We start from the raw sequence: 21,845 nt of genomic DNA, 5'->3' as shown, positions 1-21,845 counted from the left end.
CTTCCTTTTGAACTATTGAGGGGCTTACGATTTATGGTATACTACTGACGGTAATATTGTATAAAACGGAGGGTAGTTGTGGGAAAACACACTTCTGAACATAAAAATCACGCACAAATTGTCCAGCTGCTTCAAGATGGACAATATTTTTTTCATAAAGGCTTGAAAGCGTATAAAGAGCGCAATCTAAAACGGGCAAGCAAACTGATTCAGCGCGCGGTTCATTTGGAGCCGGAGGATTCAGAGATGCTTTCACAGCTTGCGGTCATTTATTCGGAAATGGGCCAGTATCAAGAGTCGAACGATCTTCTTGACTATATCATGGCAAATCTGGAGGCCGAAATGCCGGAGTGCCATTACTTTAAAGCGAATAACTTTGCCCACCTGGGGCTCTTCCAGGAAGCTTATAAAGAAGCGGCCGCTTATTCTGATGCGGACCCGGATGGTGAATTCGCCGAAGAAAACGATAGTCTGCTTGATTTGCTCGATTTAGGAGACGACGGCATTGAGGATTCGTTGTATGATCAGGATGAACTGCTGGTGAAACAGGATCGGGCAAAGTCATTGCTGGAAAGCGGCCAGCTTGCTGAAGCGGTTGCGGCGCTTGAGGAAATCACAGCTGAATATCCGGAGCTTTGGTCAGCATACAACAATCTCGCGCTTGCCTATTTCTATTCAGGAAACGTTGTAAAAGCGAAGCAAACCGCTTATGAAGTGCTTTCTCATAATGAAGGAAATCTTCACGCCTTATGCAATCTTCTCGTTTTCTACTATTATGAAAGAGAAGACGAAAAAGTGGCGGAATTGAGTGATCAGCTCTCCAATGTCTATCCGATGCTAATGGAGCAGCGTTATAAATTGGGTGCTACTTTGGCGCTTGTCGGCCGCTACGAGATCGGATATAAATGGCTCAAATCATTATATAAAACCGGCTTTGAAGGTGACGACACCTTCTTTTACTGGCTTTCATGCTCTGCTTATTTTACGGGACATACCGACTTTGCTGAGACGATCTGGAGAAAAGTCGAGTCGCAATATCCCGGCGAAGACCGCCCGGCGCCTTGGATTGAGCGGAGGGAAGCTCTTCCTTCATCTGTGGAACAGCGTCTCGCAGCCTATTATATCAGCAGCACAAAGGGAGAAACAGAGCATCTTGAAGCGGTAATACGCTCAAAGAGAATTACCGCTCCTTTTGAAAATCATTTTGTAAAGCTGCTTTTGAATGGAGACTCTGCGGCAGCTGACGTTTCAGAGGATGCTCTTTTCGCCTATCAAACGGTCAAATTATTAGAGCAAGCTGAAAAAGAAGAGATGAAATCAGAAGTCATGAGCTGCTGGGTTTTCCATGTCATCCAGCAAATTCGTGCAGCTGCTCCGTTGAAGAATGAGAAAGGCTGGGCAGCAGCCATCTGTTATATTTGGAAGGAAGCCCATGGCAAGCAAGACACGAAAAAAGACACAGCGGCCCGATTCGGCATCTCTCCGGCAACGTTGACGAAATATATGAAATATATTGATGATATTCTAGAATAGTAAATTTTAAAGAGTCGATTTATTTAATCGACTCTTTTTTTGTTTGATAGATTATATTAAGAAAATAATATCGACAGTTTTTTTACACGCTTAAGAAAAATGACAAATGATGTGTGACTTGACATCTGTTTGAAACATAAATGTAATAAAATTTATCGCTAATTTGTCGAAACTTGATGGTATAATGATTCTCGTACATAAGGAATTAGTGTTTTTTACATATGATGTGAAATAAACGCTATACAACCAGAATAAGAGATGCACAGAATAATTAACCATAAACAACCATCATTCCTCGTAGAGTATGAGGAACGAAACTTGATGTTCAAAATACGATTCCAAATGAGGACAGGTTCACAGTAAAAGGGAGGATATGAAAAGTGAGAAAGAGTTTAATTACACTTGGTTTGGCTTCCGTCATCGGGACAAGCAGTTTTTTGATCCCATTTACAAGTAAAACTGCATCGGCGGAAACATTAGATGAAAAGAAACAAAAAATCGAAAGCAAGCAATCTGAGGTTGCTTCCAGCATTGAAGCGAAGGAAAAAGAATTAACTGAGCTTCAGGAAAATCAATCAAAGATTGAAAAAGAACTGAAAGACATTAACGCTAAGGCGCTTGATACAAGCAACAAGATCGAAGATAAAAAAGAAGAAAATGATAAAACAAAAGAAGAAATCAAAAAACTGAAAAAAGAGATTAAAGAAACAGAAGCACGTATCGAAAAACGCAATGAAATCCTGAAAAAACGCGTTCGTTCTTTACAGGAAAGCGGCGGATCTCAAGGATACATAGATGTTCTTCTAGGATCAACAAGCTTTGGTGACTTTATCTCTCGTGCGACTGCGGTTTCATCTATTGTGGACGCAGACAAAGATTTAATCAAACAGCAAGAGCAGGATAAAGCGAAGCTCGAAGATTCTGAAGCGGATTTGAATGACAAGCTGAAAGAAGTTCAAGCTGCATTGGCTAAATTAGAAACAATGCAAAAAGACCTTGATAAACAGCTTAATGAAAAAGACAAGCTTTTCGACGAAGCAAAAGCAAGCCAGAAGAAAACGGCTAAAGCGATTTCTGAATTAAAATCAGAGGCGTCTGAACTTGCAAATCAAAAAGCAAATACTGAAGCTGAACAAGCACGCATCAAAAAAGAACAAGAAGCAGCGGCTGCTTTGATCAAAAAGCAGGAAGAAGCACAAAAAGCATCTGATGAAACACAAACAGATGACAGCCAAACGGCTACAACTGAATCAGCAAAAGCAAGCTCATCTGATGATTCTTCAGACAATTCTTCTAACGGTTCATCAAACAGTTCGTCTAACGGCTCATCTTCTAAGAAGAGCAGCGGCTCAAACAGCAATTCAGGCGGCACTGTTATCAGCAACTCTGGCGGAATTGAAGGCGCGATCAGCGTTGGTTCAAGCATTGTAGGACAATCTCCGTACAAGTTTGGCGGCGGACGCACTCAGTCTGATATCAACAACCGTATTTTTGACTGCTCATCATTCGTACGCTGGGCATACGCTTCTGCAGGTGTTAACCTTGGACCTGTCGGCGGAACAACAACTGATACGTTAGTTGGCAGAGGACAAGCTGTCAGCGCATCGGATATGAAACGCGGAGACCTTGTGTTCTTTGACACTTACAAAACGAATGGACACGTAGGAATCTACTTAGGTAACGGTACATTCCTAAACGACAATACTTCTCACGGTGTATCTGTTGACTCAATGAGCAACGTTTACTGGAAAAAAGCATTTAAAGGCGTTGTAAGACGTGTTGTTCAATAATAAATATGACAAGGGCCTTCTATAAACAGAAGGCTCTTTCTTTATTAACATATACCCTTTTCGAATACATTTAATCGTGTTGAGCAAAAAAATAGCGTATCACCATGAGATTTTATAGGATATGGGTAAGGAATACGTTTGATGGGGATTCTTATCTTATAAGAAAGAGCCCAAACTTGAAAAGATGGTTTAAGGAGTGAATAGTGTGTCAGAAGAAAAAATTTATGACGTGATTATAATCGGCGCGGGCCCTGCTGGGATGACGGCCGCTGTATACACATCAAGAGCGAATTTATCGACATTAATGATTGAAAGAGGAATTCCTGGCGGACAAATGGCCAATACGGAAGATGTAGAAAACTATCCTGGATTCGAAAGTATCCTTGGACCTGAGCTTTCTAACAAAATGTTTGAACACGCCAAAAAATTCGGCGCTGAATACGCTTATGGCGATATTAAAGAAGTCGTTGACGGCAAAGGGTACAAAGTAGTCAAAGCCGGTTCAAAAGAATATAAAGCCCGTGCTGTCATCATTGCTGCTGGTGCGGAATATAAAAAAATCGGTGTGCCTGGCGAAAAAGAATTGGGCGGTCGCGGTGTATCTTATTGTGCAGTATGTGACGGCGCTTTCTTTAAAGGCAAAGAACTAGTCGTTGTTGGCGGCGGAGATTCCGCGGTTGAAGAAGGCGTATATCTGACTCGTTTCGCTTCAAAAGTAACAATTGTTCACAGACGTGATAAACTCCGTGCTCAAAGTATTCTTCAAGCGAGAGCATTTGATAATGAAAAAGTTGACTTCCTATGGAACAAAACCGTGAAGGAAATTCATGAGGAAAACGGCAAAGTCGGTAACGTAACGCTTGTCGATACGGTAACCGGTGAGGAAAGTGAATTCAAAACAGACGGCGTATTCATTTACATTGGCATGCTTCCTCTGTCTAAACCGTTTGAGAATCTGGGCATTACGAATGAAGAAGGCTACATCGAAACAAACGACCGCATGGAGACAAAGGTTGAAGGAATTTTCGCTGCCGGAGACATTCGCGAAAAATCACTGCGCCAAATCGTAACGGCTACAGGAGACGGAAGCATTGCGGCACAAAGCGTACAGCATTATGTCGAAGAGCTTCAAGAAACGCTGAAAACCTTAAAATAAAAAGGGCTGTCATACGAGTTTCACATTACGTTACTGGGTTTTAATTCCGCTGTAACACATGTGTAATGCTTTTCGGTTATGATTAATAAAGTAATTGACCCCCTTTTTATAATGAATACACTTTTTTGGCACGGATTCTCCAGTTATCCGTGTCCTTTTTTTGTCCATAAATAAAAGATGAATGCCAGTTACAGCAAAATCATCTGAATTAAGGAATGAATATGCTGTAAAATAGAAGAAAAGATTGTCAATGTCTCTTCATTGTGGGAGGCATCTTGAAGCGGTATAATAAAGAGACGATGACAGGACGAAGGTTAGGTGACGTACTTGCAAAGAGTGACAAATTGTGTGCTTCAGACGGATGACAAAGTTCTTCTGCTTCAAAAGCCGAGACGCGGATGGTGGGTCGCGCCGGGAGGCAAGATGGAGAGCGGAGAATCAGTCAGAGACTCCGTCATCAGAGAGTACAGAGAAGAGACTGGTATTTATATCATAAATCCTCAATTAAAAGGCGTTTTTACCTTTATTATTAAAGACGGTGACCACATTGTCTCCGAGTGGATGATGTTTACGTTTGTCGCTGATTCATATACAGGGCAAAACGTATCAGAATCAGAGGAGGGCAAACTGCAGTGGCACGATGTCAATGACATTCAGAACCTGCCTATGGCCCCTGGAGACGGCCATATCCTTGATTTTATGATGAAGGGACAAGGGCTGCTGCACGGCACATTTACGTATACACCGGAATTTGAGCTGCTCAGTTATCGTTTAGACCCGCAGCACATCAAATAGAAAGACAAGTCAGGGGGGAGAAAGATGAGTGTTAGTGAATCACATGATATTCAGCTTGTCATTATAACCGGAATGTCGGGAGCGGGGAAAACTGTCGCGATCCAAAGCTTTGAAGATCTCGGCTATTTCTGCGTCGATAATCTTCCGCCTTCATTGCTTCCGAAGTTTTTAGAGCTGATGAAGGAATCAAATTCGAAAATGAGCAAAGTTGCGCTCGTGATGGATCTGCGCGGCCGCGAATTTTTTGACCGGCTGATTGAAGCGCTGGATGAAATGGCCGAAAATCCGTGGATCACACCGCGAATTTTATTCCTGGACGCGAAGGATTCCATTCTCGTCACAAGATATAAAGAAACGAGACGTTCGCATCCGCTGGCAGCGACTGGCCTGCCGCTTGAAGGCATCGCGCTGGAACGAGAGCTGCTTGAGGAATTAAAAGGCCGCTCTCAAATCATTTACGATACGTCTGACATGAAGCCGCGTGATTTGCGTGAAAAAATCGTGAAGCACTTTGCGACAAACCAAGGAGAGACATTTACCGTAAATGTCATGTCATTTGGTTTTAAATACGGTATTCCAATTGATGCAGATCTCGTCTTTGATGTCAGATTTTTGCCGAATCCGTACTATATCGAAAGCATGCGGCCGCTGACTGGCAAGGATAAAGAGGTTTCCTCTTACGTCATGAAGTGGAATGAAACACAAAAGTTCAATGAGAAATTAATTGATCTGCTAAGCTTTATGCTTCCATCTTACAAAAGAGAAGGAAAAAGCCAGGTTGTCATTGCGATCGGCTGCACAGGGGGCCAGCACCGCTCTGTGACATTAGCCGAGAATTTAGCTGATTATTTCAAAAAGGATTACTATACTCATGTTACTCACCGGGACATTGAAAAGAGAAGCCGGAAATAAGATGGGACAAAAGCCGAAAATTGCCATCTTTGGCGGCGGTACAGGTCTTTCTGTATTGCTTCGGGGCCTAAAGCAAAAACCTGTTGACATCACGGCCATTGTAACAGTTGCCGATGATGGCGGAAGCTCTGGCCGTCTGAGGAATGAACTGAAAATTCCGCCTCCCGGAGACATCAGAAATGTGCTTGCCGCTTTATCCGATGTGGAGCCGCTTGTTGAAGATCTTTTTCAGCACCGCTTCAATAAAGGGAATGACTTAACAGGCCATTCTCTCGGGAATTTGATTTTGGCAGCGATGACAAATATAACCGGTGATTTTTTTCACGCTGTCACTGAAATGAGCAAGGTGCTGAATGTAAGAGGAAAGGTTTTGCCGGCTGCCAATGCCAGTGTCGTTTTGCATGCTGAGATGGAAGACGGCCGCGTGGTCTCAGGCGAGTCAACGATCCCAGAATACGGACAGCGTATTAAGCGTGTTTTTCTCACGCCTGAACAAATTGATCCGCTGCCGGAAACAATAGACGTGATCAGGGAAGCGGATTTGATTATTATCGGCCCGGGAAGCCTCTATACAAGCATTCTTCCCAATTTGCTCGTCCCAAAAATCGGGGAAGAAGTGATAAAGGCGCCGGCGAAAAAAGTATACATTTGCAACGTGATGACTCAGCCCGGCGAAACGCTCCATTACACCGCTGCTGATCATGTGAAAGCGCTCAATCAGCATATGGGCTGCGGTTTTATTGATACGATATTAGTGAACAGTGAAGACATTCCCGACGAAATAAAACGTAAGTACGAAATGGAATCGGCGCGTCCTGTTGATTTTGATATCGAAGAGCTGAAAGCGATGGGGCTTGAAGTCATCAGAGATCAAATTGTAACGTATAAAAATGACGTAATACGTCACGATACACATAAAGTGGCCTCTCTTCTTGTTGATTTACTGAAAGAATGAAGCCTTGAAATGAGGTGGCTATATGTCATTTGCATCAGAAACAAAAAAAGAATTAACGAATCTGGAAGTGAAGGACTGCTGCATTAATGCCGAGCTGTCTGCACTCATTCGGATGAATGGAGCTTTATCATTTACAAACCGCCATCTCGTACTCGATGTTCAAACCGAAAACGCGGCGATTGCCCGCCGCATCTATACATTGCTGAAAAAACAATATGATGTGTCGGTCGAGCTGCTGGTCAGAAAGAAAATGCGGCTGAAAAAGAATAACGTCTATATTGTGCGTTTTTCAGAAAATGCAAAAGCGATCTTAGAGGATTTAAAAATACTCGGGGAGAATTTTGTGTTTGAACGAAGTATTTCGAAAGAGCTGGTCAAAAAGAGATGCTGCAAGCGTTCTTATATGAGAGGAGCATTTTTGGCAGGAGGTTCGGTCAATAACCCGGAAACCTCCTCGTATCATTTAGAAATCTTCTCTCTTTATAAGGAGCATAACGATTCATTATGTGACCTGTTAAATGAGTTTCAGTTAAACAGCAAAACGCTTGAACGGAAAAAAGGCTACATTACCTATTTAAAAGAGGCTGAAAAGATTACAGAGTTTCTGAACGTAATTGGCGCTCACAATTCGCTTCTGCGATTTGAGGATGTCAGAATCGTCCGGGACATGAGAAATTCGGTCAACCGCCTCGTCAATTGTGAAACAGCCAACTTAAACAAAACAATCGGCGCATCGCTGAGACAGGTGGAAAATATTAAATACATCGATGAAAGAATCGGCCTGGAGGCGCTGCCTGAAAAACTTCGGGAAATTGCGCAGCTGCGGATTGATTATCAGGAAGTGACGCTGAAAGAGCTGGGGGAAATGGTAGCAAGCGGGAAAATCAGCAAATCAGGGATCAATCACAGGCTGAGAAAACTTGACGAAATCGCAGAACAGCTGCGGACAGGGCAAACCGTCACTTTAAAATAACCGTAAAGAAAAGGGGAGATCTTATGGTTCAACAGAAAGTGGAAGTTCGATTAAAGACAGGACTGCAAGCACGTCCTGCTGCTTTGTTTGTACAAGAAGCAAACCGGTTTACGTCAGATGTGTTTCTTGAGAAGGATGGGAAAAAAGTAAACGCCAAAAGCATTATGGGGCTGATGAGCCTTGCGGTAAGCACAGGCACTGAGGTTACCTTGATTGCCCAGGGAGAAGATGAACAAGAGGCGCTGGAGAAGCTGGCTGCTTACGTTCAAGAAGAAGTTTAGGTGATAAAAATGAGTGACTTTCTAAAAGAGTGCTTTCAGAAAATCGGCTGGGAGAAAGACCATGTCAGCTTTGGCGATCTTCCCCTTTTTCTCAAAGCAATGGCATACCGTTTTCCATTCGAAAACCGTGCCGTACTTGCAAAAGAGAATTATAAGATCACAAAAGAAGAGCTATGGCGACGTCTGCTCAAAGCTCAGCACGGCGGCCTATGCTACGATCTAAATGGTTTCCTTTATTTTGTCTTGCGTGAGGCCGGGTTTCATGTGAAGCTCATTCGAGGAACGGTTTATGCAGGCAATCAAGAGGGATGGGCGCTAGAAGGGACGCATGCTGCTGTATGGCTGTCTGCCGAAAACGGTGATTACCTCGTTGATATCGGCTTCGGCATCAACCTGGCGCTCCAGCCGATACCGCTTTCCGGAGAAACGGTACAGTCACCAGTCGGGTCATTCCGAATCAAAAGAGAAGAGACAGAAAAGGGCAGCCATGTTCTGCTGATGGACAAGGGAGAAGGCTGGCAAATCGGGTACGCCTTTACTCTTGAAGAGAGTGATCTCGGTGATTTAGATAACATGAAGGACATCATTCACTCTCATGAAAAATCTCCTTTTAACAAATCCCCGCTTGCCTCAAAGCTGACGCCGAGCGGAAGGATGGTCATGTCAGAGCGCCATTTTACGATTCATGAAAACGGCAGTGACATTCAAAAAAGTGACATTGGCCCTTCAGAATTTGAAGAGAAATTAAATACTCATTTTTTGTAACGTGAAAAGCTTGCAGGTTATCTGCAAGCTTTTTCTTATGAACAAGTGTAGATTGCTGTATCAAATGCGTCTTCTGGGATATACAGTTTTCCCTTTTCATATTTATAAGGAATTTCATTCTCTTTAAAGCACTCTTTGGTATAGTCAGTTAGTGTATCCCCAATTTCTATATATTTCCCGGTATAGTTGGGCTGACATGCTGAAAGAATTGACGTAATTGCCAGAAACAGCATGATTTTCTTCATCACGACACCTGCCTATTATGAAATTTTTACCTTTATCATTCTATCATAACGAAAAGAAAAAGACCGATTTACTATTCCGCACATGCTATAATAATTTTGGAATCTTCTAGAAAAATCATCGTGATGTACATATAAGGGGGATCAACGTGTATCGGATTTTGCTTGTGGAAGATGATGAGCGGATTGCTTCTTTGCTAGGCGGTCATCTTCAAAAATACGGATATGAAGTGAAAATTGCTGAACAGCTGAATGATATAAAATTGGAATTTGCAGAAATGAAGCCTGATCTTGTGCTGCTTGATATCAACCTGCCTTTTTTTGACGGGTTTTATTGGTGCAGGCAAATCCGTACCATTTCCAATGCACCGATTATCTTTATATCGGCACGGACCGATGAGCTGAATCAGGTAATGGCGATTGAAAATGGCGGCGATGATTATATCACAAAGCCGTTCCATCTAGAGGTAGTGATGGCCAAAATCAAAAGCGTCCTGCGCCGCACATATGGTGAATACTCGCCCTCTTTGCCGCAGGAATCAAGAATAGTGGAGCTTGGCGGGCTAACGATTTATCCTGATCAAAATGAAGCGGAGTGGAACAGCGTCCGGATTTTGTTTTCCCAAAAAGAATTCCAGCTTCTCTCGATTTTTGTGAGGGAGCATAAAAAAATTGTCTCTCGTGATGAACTATTGGAGGCGTTATGGGATGACGTTGATTTTGTCGATGACAATACGTTAACGGTCAATGTCAACCGGCTGCGGAGAAAACTGGAGAATGCAGGACTGAAAGATTGCATTTCCACAATCAGAGGACAAGGCTATCAATTTCAAGTCAATCGGAAGGATGAAGCGGAGTGTTAAAGACTTATCTCATCGACCGCTTAGCCATTATTCTATTTTCATTATTAGGGATAGGGTCCGCCATGCTGATTGCGTATTTAAGCATTGTAGAGAGCGGCGCAGAACCTTCCAAAGAAAATATGATGTACATATGGATTTTGCCCGGTACTCTTTTAGCCGCAGGTTTTGCTGCTGATTATGTTCGGCAATTTTCCTTTCTCACATATGTTAAAAAGCTTGCAGAACAAGCCTCTTCTTCGAATGACATCGGACAGTCTTTGAAAGCCCGAAAGCCAAGAACAGGAGAGCAAGCGCTTTGGACGAAAATGATCAACGCACTCGGGCAGCAATACGAAAGCAGGCTCTCACAATATATCAATCAGCAAAAACAGCATTATACCTTCACCAACCAATGGGTCCACCATATGAAAACACCGGTATCCGTCATTTCCTTAATGATTCAGGAAGGAAAAAACGGAACCTCATCCTCTTTTCCGACGTTTTTAGAGGAGCTGGAGGATGAGAATGAGAGATTTCGCCACGGTCTTGATATGATGCTGCAAACGGCCCGGCTGGAGGAATTTGCATTTGATGTAAAGCCGCAAACCTTTGATTTGGCAGAAATGGTTCGTTCACTGATCAATCAGGAAAAACGTCAGTTTATTAAACGGCGCCTTTTTCCAACATTACATGTGCCGCCAAATGCCGTTCAGATTTCCAGTGATCAAAAGTGGCTTTCCTTTGTTGTCGAGCAAATCCTTTTCAACGCCTTAAAATATTCAAAGCAAGGTGTGGGAGACTCTATTACAATCCGGATTGAAACACAGGGACATGAGACGCGATTGTCGGTTGCCGACGAAGGAATCGGCATACCGCCGCAGGATCTGCCGCGGATTTTTGACGCGTTTTTTACCGGAGAAAACGGACGAACCATGAAAGAGGCAACTGGAATGGGCCTTTATTTAGCAAAACAGGTGTGCAGCCGTCTCGGCCATAAGCTGTATGCGGAATCAAAAGAAGGGGCTGGCACTGTGATGACCATCGTGTTTTCAAGTGACACCCTCGTGAATGTGACAGCATTGTAAGGTTGGGGAGCGGAATTGCAAGAAAGTTCGATGGGAGGATGCTGACTTCCTTTTTATAATAAAGAAAAAGGAGGAGCAGAACATGAACGTGTTGCAAACAACGAACCTATCGAAAACGTACTATTCAAATAAAGGAACAATATCATACCAAGCGCTCAGCGCCTTTGATCTCAGTGTGTCAAAAGGAGAATTTGTCGGGATTATGGGGCCGTCGGGAAGCGGAAAAACCACGCTTTTGAATTTGCTGGCTACCATTGATAAGCCGACCCAGGGCGAGATGATGATCAACGGCATTCAGCCGAAAACGTTAAAGGACCAAGAGCTGGCTTTGTTTCGCAGAAGAGAACTCGGCTTCGTCTTTCAGGACTTTAATCTGCTTGATACGCTGACGATTCGTGAAAATATTCTCTTGCCGCTCGCATTGGATAAGGTAAAGCTGAGAGAAATGGAAGCCCGATTGGATGAACTGGCGGATACGCTGCAAATCAAGCATATTCTCGATCACCGCACATATGAGGTGTCGGGCGGACAGCAGCAGCGGGCAGCCTGTGCCAGAGCGATTATTCACAATCCGGCGCTCATTCTTGCCGATGAACCGACAGGAAACCTCGACTCAAAATCGGCAAAGCAAGTGATGAACACACTGGCTCAGCTGAATGAGGAAAAGGAAGCGACGATTCTGTTGGTTACGCATGATGCCACAGCAGCAAGTTTCTGTAAACGAATTGTTTTTATTAAAGACGGACGTTTCTTTTCAGAGATTCACAGAGGAACAAACAGGCAGGTGTTTTATCAAAGTATATTGGATACCTTGAGTGTGTTGGGAGGCGATTTTCATGAATTTGAGAACTATCGCCCGTAAAAACATTCTTGGGAATCTGCAACGGTATGTGGCCTACTTTTTAAGCTGTGTGTTTGCCGTTTCGGTGTTTTTTGTCTTCACATCATTTATTTTTCATCCTGATGTCAATGAAGACAATATATATGGCGGAAGCCTTGTCAAAACATGCTTGAGCGCAGCTCTTGTCGTCATCATTGTGTTTTGTATATTTTTCATCACATATTCCAATTCAGCGTTTTTGCAGGCAAGAAAGAAAGAGTTTGGGCTGCTGACACTGTTTGGCACATCAAAGCAGCAGCTTCGCAAGATGATTTATTATGAGCAGTCACTTATTTCTCTTGCGGCGATTGCGGCCGGCATTGGAGCAGGCCTGTTATTTTCAAAACTGTTTTTTATGATCATGACATGGATGCTCAGCGTGAAGGTGCCGATTTCGTTTGCCATTGTGCCGAAAGCGTTTGTGATGACAATTGCCGGCTTTCTCATCCTGTTTCAGACGCTGCTCATTTTATCACTGGGACGGATTCGGAAGCTGGAAATCATTGAACTGATTAAATCGGCCAAAAAGCCGAAAAGTTTGCCGGTTTATTCGAAATGGCTCACTGTATTGTCTTTGCTATGTCTTGGCAGCGGTTATTATCTATCTGCAACAGCCAATGCAATTGACATGATGTTTCGGGTATTTCCAATTTTGATTTTAGTGTTAATTGGCACGTATTTCTTTTTTACACAAAGCAGTGTGGCGTTTTTCCGCATGCTGTACCGAAAGAAACACAGCTTCTACAAAGGCACAAATATCATTGTGCGTTCCAACATGATATTCAGGCTGAAGGATCATGCACGCATGCTGTTTTTAACCTCTGTCATTACAGCGGTCATATTAACAGCTACAGGTGTCATCTATATGTTTTATTCCGATTTACAAAGGCAGGAGGAGCAAAGCATTCCTCAGTCTGTTTCCTGGGTGGAAAAGGATGCTTCCCGCTTTCAGGTCATGAAGCCTGAGACGGCTGAGAATACATTGAAAAAAGCTCATGCTGTTATCAAGTATAAGGTGGATGCCACAGGGATTCCTGTCACTTTTCAGTCAAACTTGCCGTATGGAAATAAGAAGATGGAAGCGGAAGCTTTGCTGATTTCAGAAAAAGTCTATAATCAAATCGCAAAGGAAAAAGGGTTCCCAGTTATTCATTTACAAGAAAACGAAGCATTTATTAATGTTTCTTTTCAAATGATGGTGAAAGACACATTTGGAGAAGGGGAAACAGCAGCATTTCATATGAAGTCAGGAAAAACCCTTTCCTACGTCATGAAAAAGCAGCAAAACAAAGGGATATTGATGTCTGTCGATGGAGTCAGCCGTTTATTGGTTGTCAGCGAAAAGAGCTTTGACAGTCTGTCACAGGATGTGCCGCTGAAGGAACAGATGAGATTGGTAGGTTATGAGCTTGAGCATTGGCAGGAGACGGTGGATGTCTCTGAAAAGCTTGAAAATATGGTGCCGAAAGAACATACATCTGATTTTCAAACACGTGCTCCTAGTTATCAAATTGTGAAGCAGGGAGTTGCATTAATGCTGTTTATTGGTCTGTTTGTCAGCGTGCTGTTTTTTATCGTGCAAGGAAGCATGCTGTATTTGCGGATGTTTACGGAAATAGAAGATACGAGAGTGCAGGTGTTAGCGTTAAAAAGGATAGGGGTTACGGACAAAGAGATTCACTCGATCCTTGGAAAGCAAATAGGATTTTTATTCTTCATCCCATTTATCGCAGGTACGATTCACGCCGGCTTTGCGTATGCAGCGTTAAGTAATATGCTGAATTCCAATTTATTTCTTGAGGCCGTAATTGTCATCTTCATTTATTTTGTATTCCAGGCTGTTTATTATATCGTCACCCGCCATATTTATAAGCGTGCTGTTCTTCAGCGTATGTAATAGAAATCCGGTCTGTTATCAGACCGGATTTTTGATTTATTGAAATTCTCTTGTGAGATTTTTCGGTGTTTGTCCTTGAATGGCTGCAATCATATTTTCGGCGGCCTGTTTGCACATGTTGAAGCGCACTTTAGCTGTTGCTGAACCGATATGAGGAAGCAGCGTGACATTATCCAGCTGCAGAAGCGGATTATCTTGGGTGACAGGCTCTTTTTCGTATACATCTAAGCCGGCTCCCCTGATCCAGCCTTCCTGAAGAGCGCGAATCAGTGCTTTTTCATCGACTGTCTTTCCCCGGGAAATATTGACGAAAATTGCTGAATCCTTCATCAACTTAAATTCGCGTTCTCCTATCATGTGATAGGTTTCATCAGTCAGCGGCGTAATGAGAAGAATAAAATCAGATTGCTCCAGCAATGTATCAAGCTCTGCATATTTAACGCCGATGCTGTCTTCTGTTTCTTGTTTGCGATGTCGGTTATGATAAAGCACTTCCATATCAAAACCAAATTTGGCGCGTCTCGCTGCTTGTTCTCCAATTCTGCCCATGCCGATAATGCCTAACGTTTGATGATGAACATCAATTCCGAAAAGCGCTTCCTCTTCCACGGTTCCCCATTTTCCTGCTCTGACAAAACGGTCCAGTTCGGCAACACGTCTGGCGGAAGACAGAATCAGTGAAAAAGCCAGATCTGCAACTGTGTCATCCAGTGTATAAGGTGTATGAGTGCCGACGACTCCTCTTTCTTTCATTGCTTCTATATCGAAGTTATCGTAGCCTACTGATTGGTTGCTGACCACTTTGAGCTTAGGCGCGTGTTCCAGCAACTCACGATTGATTGACGGCCCGGAAGTCCCTGACGTTAAAATTCCGTCCGCATCTTTTAATTTTTCAAATAGCACGTCACTCGGAAGCGTATCCCCCTGCCATACTTCATAACGGCAATGTTCACCGATGAATGCTTCAATCTCTTCAGGAATCGGTTTTGTGATAAATACAAATGGTTTCAACAAGGCTCCCCCTTTATGGCTGTTGTCTGTTTCATTATATCGGAAATAAATAGATGTTAAAAATATAGCTGCGTTCTTTTTATTTTCTGGTTCTTTTGAACTTAAAATGAAGATCGAACAGCTAAATCTGCTTAAAAAAGTTTTTTAATTATCAGAATTCACCCATATTTTTTGTCAGACAAATCATCAATATGCGAGCTGCAGCCGGATTATAGGATTCATTAAATATAAATTTTATTATCTTTGAAAGATATAAATGTTTATGTTTTGATTATACAGTCCAATTATAGTGTCTTTTTCTGAAAGCCTTTTCTTGGCTTATTCCTATGCTATAATTCCTTACTGTAAGCTGGGTAAGAAGGCTTGCAAAATCATATGGATGGGAGATGAATCAAATGGTTTCTTTAACATCAATTTTGGAACACAATCAGCGGTTTGTCAGTGAGAAGAAGTATGAACCGTACAAAACGACAAAGTTTCCTTCGAAAAAGCTCGTCATTGTCACCTGTATGGATACAAGGCTTACAGAACTTCTTCCGCAAGCAATGGGGCTTAAAAACGGTGATGCTAAAATTGTAAAAAACGCGGGAGCCATCGTTTCTCACCCATTTGGAAGCGTGATGCGAAGCATACTGGTCGCGATTTATGAATTGCAGGCTGAAGAGGTATGCATTGTCGGCCATCATGAATGCGGAATGTCAGGGCTGAATGCGTCCTCGATTCTTGAGAAAGCAAAGGAGCGCGGGGTGGAGGATAGCTGCCTGAATTTGCTGACGAGTGCCGGACTCGATTTGAAAACGTGGCTGACTGGTTTTCACAGCGTGGAAGAAAGCGTTTCCCACAGTGTGAACATGATTAAGAACCATCCGCTGCTTCCGAAAAAGGTGCCGGTTCACGGGCTTGTCATTCACCCTGAAACAGGAAAACTTGATGTGGTCATTAACGGTTATGAAACTGAGCTAATAAACAATCACTCATAAGGGAGGTTATAACAAAATATGCGATTCTCAGGGAGATTCAAAGGATACAATTTACAGAAATTTCAGAAAGACTTAATTGCAGGTATCGTAGTAGGTGTCGTGGCAATTCCTTTAGGAATGGCGTTTGCCATTGCCTCGGGAGTCGAGCCCGAATACGGGCTGTACACTGTTGTTATAGCGGGGATTTGTATCTCTTTGTTCGGAGGATCTAAATATCAAATTGGCGGTCCGACAGGCGCCTTTGTCCCGATACTGTTCGGCATTATCGTGCAGTACGGATTAGAGAATCTGCTGATTGCGGGGTTTATGGCAGGGGTAATGCTGGTGCTGTTTGGGCTGTTTAAGCTCGGAAAAATAATGAAATTCGTGCCCAAACCCGTTATCGTCGGTTTTACAGCCGGAATTGCCGTGCTGATCTTTACGGAACAAATCGCTAATTTTCTCGGATTGAGAAATGTTGAAAAACATGAGAACTTTCATCACAACATGTTTGAAATTGTGCAGCAGCTCGGCACCTTTAACGTGTATGCCATTTTGACAGCTGTGATCGGGCTCGTCATTTTGCTTGTATCCGCCAAGGTGATGCCTAAAGTGCCGGGCGCTTTGTTGGCGCTTCTTATTTCCACAGTGATCGCGGTTGTCTTTTTCCCTGACCGCATGGCAACGATCGGGTCAACTTATGGAGAAATCCCCCGCCATTTGCCTGAATTTCAGTTTCCTGAGCTTACTTTGGATAAAATGGTTATGCTGTTTCCGGCTGCGCTTGTCATCGCGCTTCTTGGAGGACTTGAGTCGATTTTGTCCGCAATGGTCGCTGATAACATGAAGGGCTCAAAGCATGACAGCAACAAGGAGCTTGTCGGCCAGGGAATTGCGAATATGGCAGCGCCCCTGTTTGGCGGAATTCCGGCTACAGGAGCGATTGCCAGAACGGCGACCAATATAAAAAACGGAGCGGTTTCCCCTGTTTCCGGCGTCGTTCACGGTGTAGTGGTTCTCCTTGTCCTGCTTGTATTTGCACCTTATGCGTCCCATGTGCCGCTCGCCAGTATGGCACCGATTCTCATGGTGGTCGCATGGAATATGAGTGAGCGCAAGGAAGTCGCAAACATGCTGAGATTGAAAAACGCTGATTCCTTTATTTTGGCGGCGACCTTCGCCCTTACGGTTCTGTTTGACTTAATCATCGGTGTGGCAACCGGATTGCTGCTTGCATTTGTGTTCTTTATCAGAAGAATGAGCGAAGCGACCCGCATCCACAATCAGGAATCGCATCCTGTTCTGGCGAAGAGAGAAGATCCATCTGTCAGCATGTATGCCATAGAAGGGCCGCTGTTTTTCGGATCAATTGATTCCCTTGAATCGTCATTGCTGGAGCATGTACAGAAAAAACCGAAAACCCTCATTCTGCTCATGAATAAGGTGCACTATATGGATACGTCAGCTGAAGCGGTGCTTGGGAACATTATGAATCGAATTAAGCGCCACAATGGAAAGCTGATGATTGTAGGATTGCAATCGCAGCCGAAGGAGCTGCTGCATAAAACAGGCCTTTTTCACAAAATAGGAAAGCAGCATTTCTTTGATCACCATGATGAAATCACAGGTTAAAAAAAGCGGCCATCGCGGCCGCTTTTTTATGCATGCTCAAATCGTTTTGTCAGTTTTTCTTGGTGGGCCTTCATGACGTCTTCTAAAGAGACACCATACATATCAGCAAGAATGGCGATATTTCCGATGACATCTCCCATTTCTTCAATCAATTCTTGTTTTTGCTCAGCGCGTGACGATTCTTTCTCATCCGGCCGGTCTCTGCCGATTTCATACGCCCTGACAGCCCGGGCCAGTTCTCCGGCTTCCTCCATTAAAAAGCCGACGCGAATAAAAGGTCCGTATTCTGTCCAGCCTCTTTTTTCGTAAAACTCTTTCATCCATTTTTCTGCATCAGCCAGCTGCAACCTCATCACTCCTGCATTCTTTATGTATTTCATATTGATATTATCACATGAAGATGGGACAATATATAGTGTGTTTTTGAATGTTTAACACGATATATAGATGCGGAGATGACAAGATGAAAACCATTTGTGTATTTGCGGGATCAAACCCTGGGGGAAATGAAGCGTATAAAAGAAAAGCGGCAGAGCTTGGCGTGTATATGGCTGAGCAGGGAATCGGCCTTGTCTATGGGGGCTCCCGCGTCGGCTTGATGGGAACGATTGCCGACGCGATTATGGAAAACGGCGGAACTGCAATCGGGGTCATGCCGAGCGGTTTGTTCAGCGGGGAGGTTGTCCATCAGAATCTGACTGAGCTGATTGAAGTAAACGGGATGCATGAACGAAAGGCTAAAATGAGCGAGCTGGCGGACGGCTTTATCTCGATGCCGGGCGGCTTCGGTACATATGAAGAATTATTTGAAGTGCTGTGCTGGGCACAGATCGGCATCCACCAAAAGCCAATCGGACTGTACAATGTAAACGGATATTTTGAACCAATGATGAAAATGGTGAAATACAGCATTCAAGAAGGGTTTTCTAACGAATCGCACCTAAAACTGATTCACAGCTCGTCACGGCCGGATGAGTTAATTGAGCAAATGCAAAATTATTCTTATCCGATTTTAGAAAAAAAGTGGACAGAAATTTAAAAAAGAGACTTTCTCGTGGAAGTGGAGAGAATGAGTCTGCCACCTAGCGTATGAATTCATGAAAAATCGAGTGTTTTTAACAAAGTGAGGTTTCCTTAAGGGAAATCTCTTTTTTATTTCTCTTTTGCCTGCATCGTATATTTAGCAGTAATAGAGGACTTTATCACTAGTTTGGATAATAAGCACAGATAAGGAGGGGATGAAAATGGCAACATTGTCAGATGTAGCGAAAAAAGCAAATGTTTCGAAAATGACGGTATCACGAGTGATCAATCACCCTGAGACGGTGACAGATGAATTGAAAAAGCTTGTTCATTCTGCGATGAAAGAGCTGAATTACATCCCTAATTATGCGGCGAGAGCGCTCGTGCAAAACAGAACACAGGTTGTGAAACTATTGATACTTGAGGAAATGGATACGACAGAACCATATTACATGAACCTGCTGACAGGAATCAGCAGGGAGCTGGATCGCAATCATTATGCTCTCCAGCTTGTGACAAGAAATTCTCTTAATATTGGCCAATGTGACGGCATTATTGCCACCGGCTTGAGAAAGAACGATTTTGAAGGTGTAATAAAAGCGTTTGAGAAGCCGCTCGTCGTATTTGGACAAAATGAAATGGGCTATGACTTTATCGATGTGAATAACGAGAAAGGCACTTTTATGGCAACCCGCCATGTTATGGGGCTGGGGGAGCGGGAAGTTGTCTTTTTTGGCATTGATTTAGATGAGCCTTTCGAACGTGCAAGAGAACAGGGGTATATACGGGCGATGAATAAAACCTTTAAAAAATCGAATATGTTTCGGATCGACAACAGTTCTAAGAAAAGTGAATGCCTTGCAAGAGAACTGCTGAAATCCATGGACAATCAGGCTGCATTTGTCTGCGCATCTGATCGAATCGCGCTCGGCGTTATTCGTGCGGCGCAATCCCTTGGAAAGCGAATTCCAGAAGACGTTGCGGTTACCGGGAATGACGGTGTGTTTCTTGATCGCATCTCCTCGCCGCGCTTGACTACGGTCAGACAGCCTGTTGTTGAAATGGGGGAAGCCTGTGCGAAAATGTTGCTGAAAAAAATGAATGAAGACGGTGCTGCACAAGGAAGCCTATTTTTTGAACCAGAGCTAATTGTACGACAATCAACGCTGTAAGCGCCTTATTCTGTTATCGGTAACAGGGTGAAAAGGATTGTTCCCACAATTTCATCATGATACTTTCAAACTATGAGCCGGCTTCAATAAAACGGAAATCAAAGGGGGAAACATGATGGAATATGCAGCGATTCACCACCAGCCATTCAGCACAGATGCTTATTCTTATGATGGGCGGACTGTGCATATCAAGATTCGGACGAAAAAAGGTGATGCAGATCACATTCGATTCATTTGGGGTGATCCCTATGAGTACAACGACGGCAAATGGTCGGCAAACGAGCAGCCGATGAGAAAAATTGCTGCAACAGAAATGCATGACTATTGGTTTGCTGAAGTGGTGCCGCCATTTAGGCGTTTACAATATGCGTTTGTTGTAACAGACGATCATGAAGACATCTTTTTCGGAAGTTCGGGTGTATGCCCTTATAACGAAAAAACACTGGAAACGATTCATTATTACTTTAAATTTCCGTTTGTTCACGAGGCTGATACATTTCAAGCGCCTGAATGGGTCAAGTCAACGGTTTGGTATCAAATTTTTCCGGAACGTTTTGCAAATGGAAGAGAAGACTTGTCACCGAAGAATGCATTGCCGTGGGGGAGCAAGGACCCGGGCGTCAATGATTTTTTTGGAGGGGATTTACAAGGAATTGTTGACAAGCTTGATTATTTAGAGGATTTAGGGGTGAACGGCATTTATCTGACGCCGATCTTTTCCGCGCCTTCTAATCATAAATACGACACGCTGGATTACTTTTCTATTGATCCGCATTTCGGGGATCCAGAGATTTTTCGTACATTGGTCAGCCAGCTTCATCAGCGGGGGATGAGAATTATGCTAGATGCGGTTTTTAACCATATAGGAAGCGCGTCTCCGCAATGGCAGGATGTCGTCAAAAACGGAGATCAATCCCGCTATAAGGACTGGTTCCATATTCACTCTTTTCCCGTCACAGACGACAATTATGACAGGTTTGCTTTTACAGCTGATATGCCGAAGCTAAACACGGCTAATCCCGAAGTGCAGAAATATTTGCTTGATATTGCTTTGTACTGGATTCGCGAATTTGACATTGACGGCTGGCGTTTGGATGTCGCAAATGAAGTGGATCACGTGTTTTGGAAGACATTCAGGCAGGCTGTATCAGCAGAAAAGCCTGACGTTTATATTTTAGGTGAGATCTGGCATTCTGCCGAACCCTGGCTTAGAGGGGATGAATTTCATGCGGCGATGAATTACCCTTTTACAGAGCCTATGATTGAATATTTTGCTGACCGGACGATCCCAGCCTCACGTATGGCCTACCGTGTCAATGCACATTTGATGAATGGAATGAAGCAGGCCAATGAGGTGATGTTTAATTTACTGGATAGCCATGATACAAAGCGCCTTTTGACCAGATGCCGCAATGATGAGAAGAAAGCACGCGCGTTGCTGGCCTTTATGTTTGCCCAGACAGGCTCACCATGCATCTATTACGGGACGGAAATCGGGCTGGACGGCGAAAATGATCCATTATGCCGGAAATGTATGGTTTGGGAAAAGGAGAAGCAAAACCAAGACATGCTGCAATTTATGAATCGGTTAATTGCTTTACGCAAGCAGGAAAGCACTTTATTGACTGAAGGACATCTTGAGTGGAATCTGCTGGACGACAAAAATGATTTTATTAGCTTTTCGCGGACTCTTGATGAAAAAATACTGATTTATTTCTTTAATCAAGGGAATGTGGTTCAACACGTCAGTTTACGAGAGTTGAATATTGATAGGAATAAGAAAATCTGTGATGCATGGACAGAGCAGCCGCTTCATCATCACGATGTCATTACCGTTCAGCCGGGAGAATTTTTGATTTTGAGTGCTGCCGCCCCCCGTATAACATTCTGTTATCGGTAACAAATCAAAAGTTGTTGTAACCGCTTTCTATATGACAATACA

The 21,845-nt window shown here is 43.4% G+C and carries 21 protein-coding genes; 18 read left to right on the top strand and 3 right to left on the bottom strand.

Annotated features, from left to right (window positions below):
* Positions 1-78: 78 nt before the first annotated feature.
* The 9 genes from WA279_RS14600 (at position 79) to WA279_RS14560 (ending at position 9,160) form a co-directional block, all read left to right on the top strand.
* Entirely contained in the window at positions 79-1,533 is a 1,455-nt protein-coding gene (locus WA279_RS14600; RefSeq protein ID WP_336155802.1) for a tetratricopeptide repeat protein, read from the top strand.
* Positions 1,534-1,913: 380 nt separating this feature from the next.
* Entirely contained in the window at positions 1,914-3,323 is a 1,410-nt protein-coding gene (gene cwlO / locus WA279_RS14595; RefSeq protein WP_063334719.1) for a peptidoglycan DL-endopeptidase CwlO, read from the top strand.
* Between the two features lie 205 nt (positions 3,324-3,528).
* The gene (gene trxB, locus WA279_RS14590) at positions 3,529-4,479 is read left to right on the top strand and encodes a thioredoxin-disulfide reductase (RefSeq protein WP_336155800.1); all 951 of its coding nucleotides are present in this window, start codon (positions 3,529-3,531) and stop codon (positions 4,477-4,479) included.
* Between the two features lie 318 nt (positions 4,480-4,797).
* Complete coding sequence (locus WA279_RS14585; protein ID WP_010886622.1) at positions 4,798-5,274, top strand: 8-oxo-dGTP diphosphatase; 477 nt, start codon at positions 4,798-4,800, stop codon at positions 5,272-5,274.
* A 24-nt stretch (positions 5,275-5,298) separates the two neighbouring features.
* On the top strand, positions 5,299-6,186 hold the full coding sequence (rapZ, locus tag WA279_RS14580; protein WP_003243903.1) for an RNase adapter RapZ: 888 nt from the start codon (positions 5,299-5,301) through the stop codon (positions 6,184-6,186).
* A gap of 1 nt (position 6,187) precedes the next feature.
* The gene (mgfK, locus tag WA279_RS14575; RefSeq protein WP_336155946.1) at positions 6,188-7,141 is read left to right on the top strand and encodes a gluconeogenesis morphogenetic factor; all 954 of its coding nucleotides are present in this window, start codon (positions 6,188-6,190) and stop codon (positions 7,139-7,141) included.
* A gap of 22 nt (positions 7,142-7,163) precedes the next feature.
* Positions 7,164-8,114: a DNA-binding protein WhiA gene (gene whiA, locus WA279_RS14570; protein WP_003243775.1), complete on the top strand. Its 951-nt coding sequence runs from the start codon at positions 7,164-7,166 to the stop codon at positions 8,112-8,114.
* Between the two features lie 23 nt (positions 8,115-8,137).
* Positions 8,138-8,395: an HPr family phosphocarrier protein gene (locus WA279_RS14565; protein ID WP_003219835.1), complete on the top strand. Its 258-nt coding sequence runs from the start codon at positions 8,138-8,140 to the stop codon at positions 8,393-8,395.
* Complete coding sequence (locus WA279_RS14560; protein WP_336155799.1) at positions 8,396-9,160, top strand: arylamine N-acetyltransferase family protein; 765 nt, start codon at positions 8,396-8,398, stop codon at positions 9,158-9,160.
* Between the two features lie 35 nt (positions 9,161-9,195).
* Here WA279_RS14560 and WA279_RS14555 read toward each other — a convergent pair whose 3' ends face one another.
* Positions 9,196-9,405, bottom strand: a complete 210-nt coding sequence (locus WA279_RS14555; RefSeq protein ID WP_014665489.1) for a hypothetical protein — start codon at positions 9,403-9,405, stop codon at positions 9,196-9,198.
* Between the two features lie 146 nt (positions 9,406-9,551).
* Between WA279_RS14555 and psdR the strand changes: the two genes are divergently transcribed.
* The 4 genes from psdR (at position 9,552) to psdB (ending at position 14,106) form a co-directional block, all read left to right on the top strand.
* A complete protein-coding gene (gene psdR, locus WA279_RS14550) occupies positions 9,552-10,265 on the top strand; it encodes a two-component system response regulator PsdR (RefSeq protein ID WP_003228163.1) in 714 nt (237 codons plus the stop codon).
* Positions 10,259-11,329 carry a two-component sensor histidine kinase PsdS gene (gene psdS / locus WA279_RS14545; protein WP_064671548.1) on the top strand — a complete coding sequence of 357 codons (1,071 nt, stop codon included), beginning with the start codon at positions 10,259-10,261 and terminating at the stop codon, positions 11,327-11,329. The genes psdR and psdS overlap by 7 nt, the downstream gene beginning before the upstream one ends.
* 82 nt (positions 11,330-11,411) lie before the next feature.
* Positions 11,412-12,191, top strand: a complete 780-nt coding sequence (psdA, locus tag WA279_RS14540) for a lantibiotic ABC transporter ATP-binding protein PsdA (RefSeq protein ID WP_003228167.1) — start codon at positions 11,412-11,414, stop codon at positions 12,189-12,191.
* A complete protein-coding gene (gene psdB, locus WA279_RS14535) occupies positions 12,166-14,106 on the top strand; it encodes a lantibiotic ABC transporter permease PsdB (RefSeq protein ID WP_336155796.1) in 1,941 nt (646 codons plus the stop codon). Before psdA ends, psdB begins: the two co-directional genes overlap by 26 nt.
* Positions 14,107-14,142: 36 nt before the next feature.
* Here the strand turns inward: psdB and WA279_RS14530 are convergent, their stop codons facing one another.
* Entirely contained in the window at positions 14,143-15,120 is a 978-nt protein-coding gene (locus WA279_RS14530; protein WP_336155794.1) for a 2-hydroxyacid dehydrogenase, read from the bottom strand.
* Between the two features lie 383 nt (positions 15,121-15,503).
* Here WA279_RS14530 and WA279_RS14525 point away from each other — a divergent pair, with 383 nt between their 5' ends.
* Both WA279_RS14525 and WA279_RS14520 read left to right on the top strand, forming a co-directional pair.
* Positions 15,504-16,097 carry a beta-class carbonic anhydrase gene (locus WA279_RS14525; RefSeq protein ID WP_010886620.1) on the top strand — a complete coding sequence of 198 codons (594 nt, stop codon included), beginning with the start codon at positions 15,504-15,506 and terminating at the stop codon, positions 16,095-16,097.
* An 18-nt stretch (positions 16,098-16,115) separates the two neighbouring features.
* On the top strand, positions 16,116-17,708 hold the full coding sequence (locus tag WA279_RS14520) for a SulP family inorganic anion transporter (RefSeq protein WP_336155791.1): 1,593 nt from the start codon (positions 16,116-16,118) through the stop codon (positions 17,706-17,708).
* A 26-nt stretch (positions 17,709-17,734) separates the two neighbouring features.
* Here the strand turns inward: WA279_RS14520 and WA279_RS14515 are convergent, their stop codons facing one another.
* Complete coding sequence (locus WA279_RS14515) at positions 17,735-18,055, bottom strand: MazG nucleotide pyrophosphohydrolase domain-containing protein (RefSeq protein WP_003242570.1); 321 nt, start codon at positions 18,053-18,055, stop codon at positions 17,735-17,737.
* A 116-nt stretch (positions 18,056-18,171) separates the two neighbouring features.
* Between WA279_RS14515 and WA279_RS14510 the strand changes: the two genes are divergently transcribed.
* From WA279_RS14510 to mdxD, 3 genes are all read left to right on the top strand, one after another.
* The gene (locus WA279_RS14510) at positions 18,172-18,747 is read left to right on the top strand and encodes a TIGR00730 family Rossman fold protein (RefSeq protein WP_003228180.1); all 576 of its coding nucleotides are present in this window, start codon (positions 18,172-18,174) and stop codon (positions 18,745-18,747) included.
* 205 nt (positions 18,748-18,952) lie between these two features.
* Positions 18,953-19,903, top strand: coding sequence for a LacI family DNA-binding transcriptional regulator (locus WA279_RS14505; RefSeq protein WP_336155789.1), 951 nt, complete (start codon positions 18,953-18,955; stop codon positions 19,901-19,903).
* Positions 19,904-20,015: 112 nt separating this feature from the next.
* Positions 20,016-21,803 carry a maltogenic alpha-amylase gene (gene mdxD, locus WA279_RS14500; protein WP_336155788.1) on the top strand — a complete coding sequence of 596 codons (1,788 nt, stop codon included), beginning with the start codon at positions 20,016-20,018 and terminating at the stop codon, positions 21,801-21,803.
* Positions 21,804-21,845 lie beyond the last annotated feature (42 nt).

This window comes from Bacillus sp. 204(2023) (assembly GCF_037027505.1).
Classification (GTDB): Bacteria; Bacillota; Bacilli; order Bacillales; family Bacillaceae; genus Bacillus; species Bacillus subtilis.
Note: the sequence above shows the minus strand (reverse complement) of the source record. Positions and strands in the feature narration are given on the sequence as shown.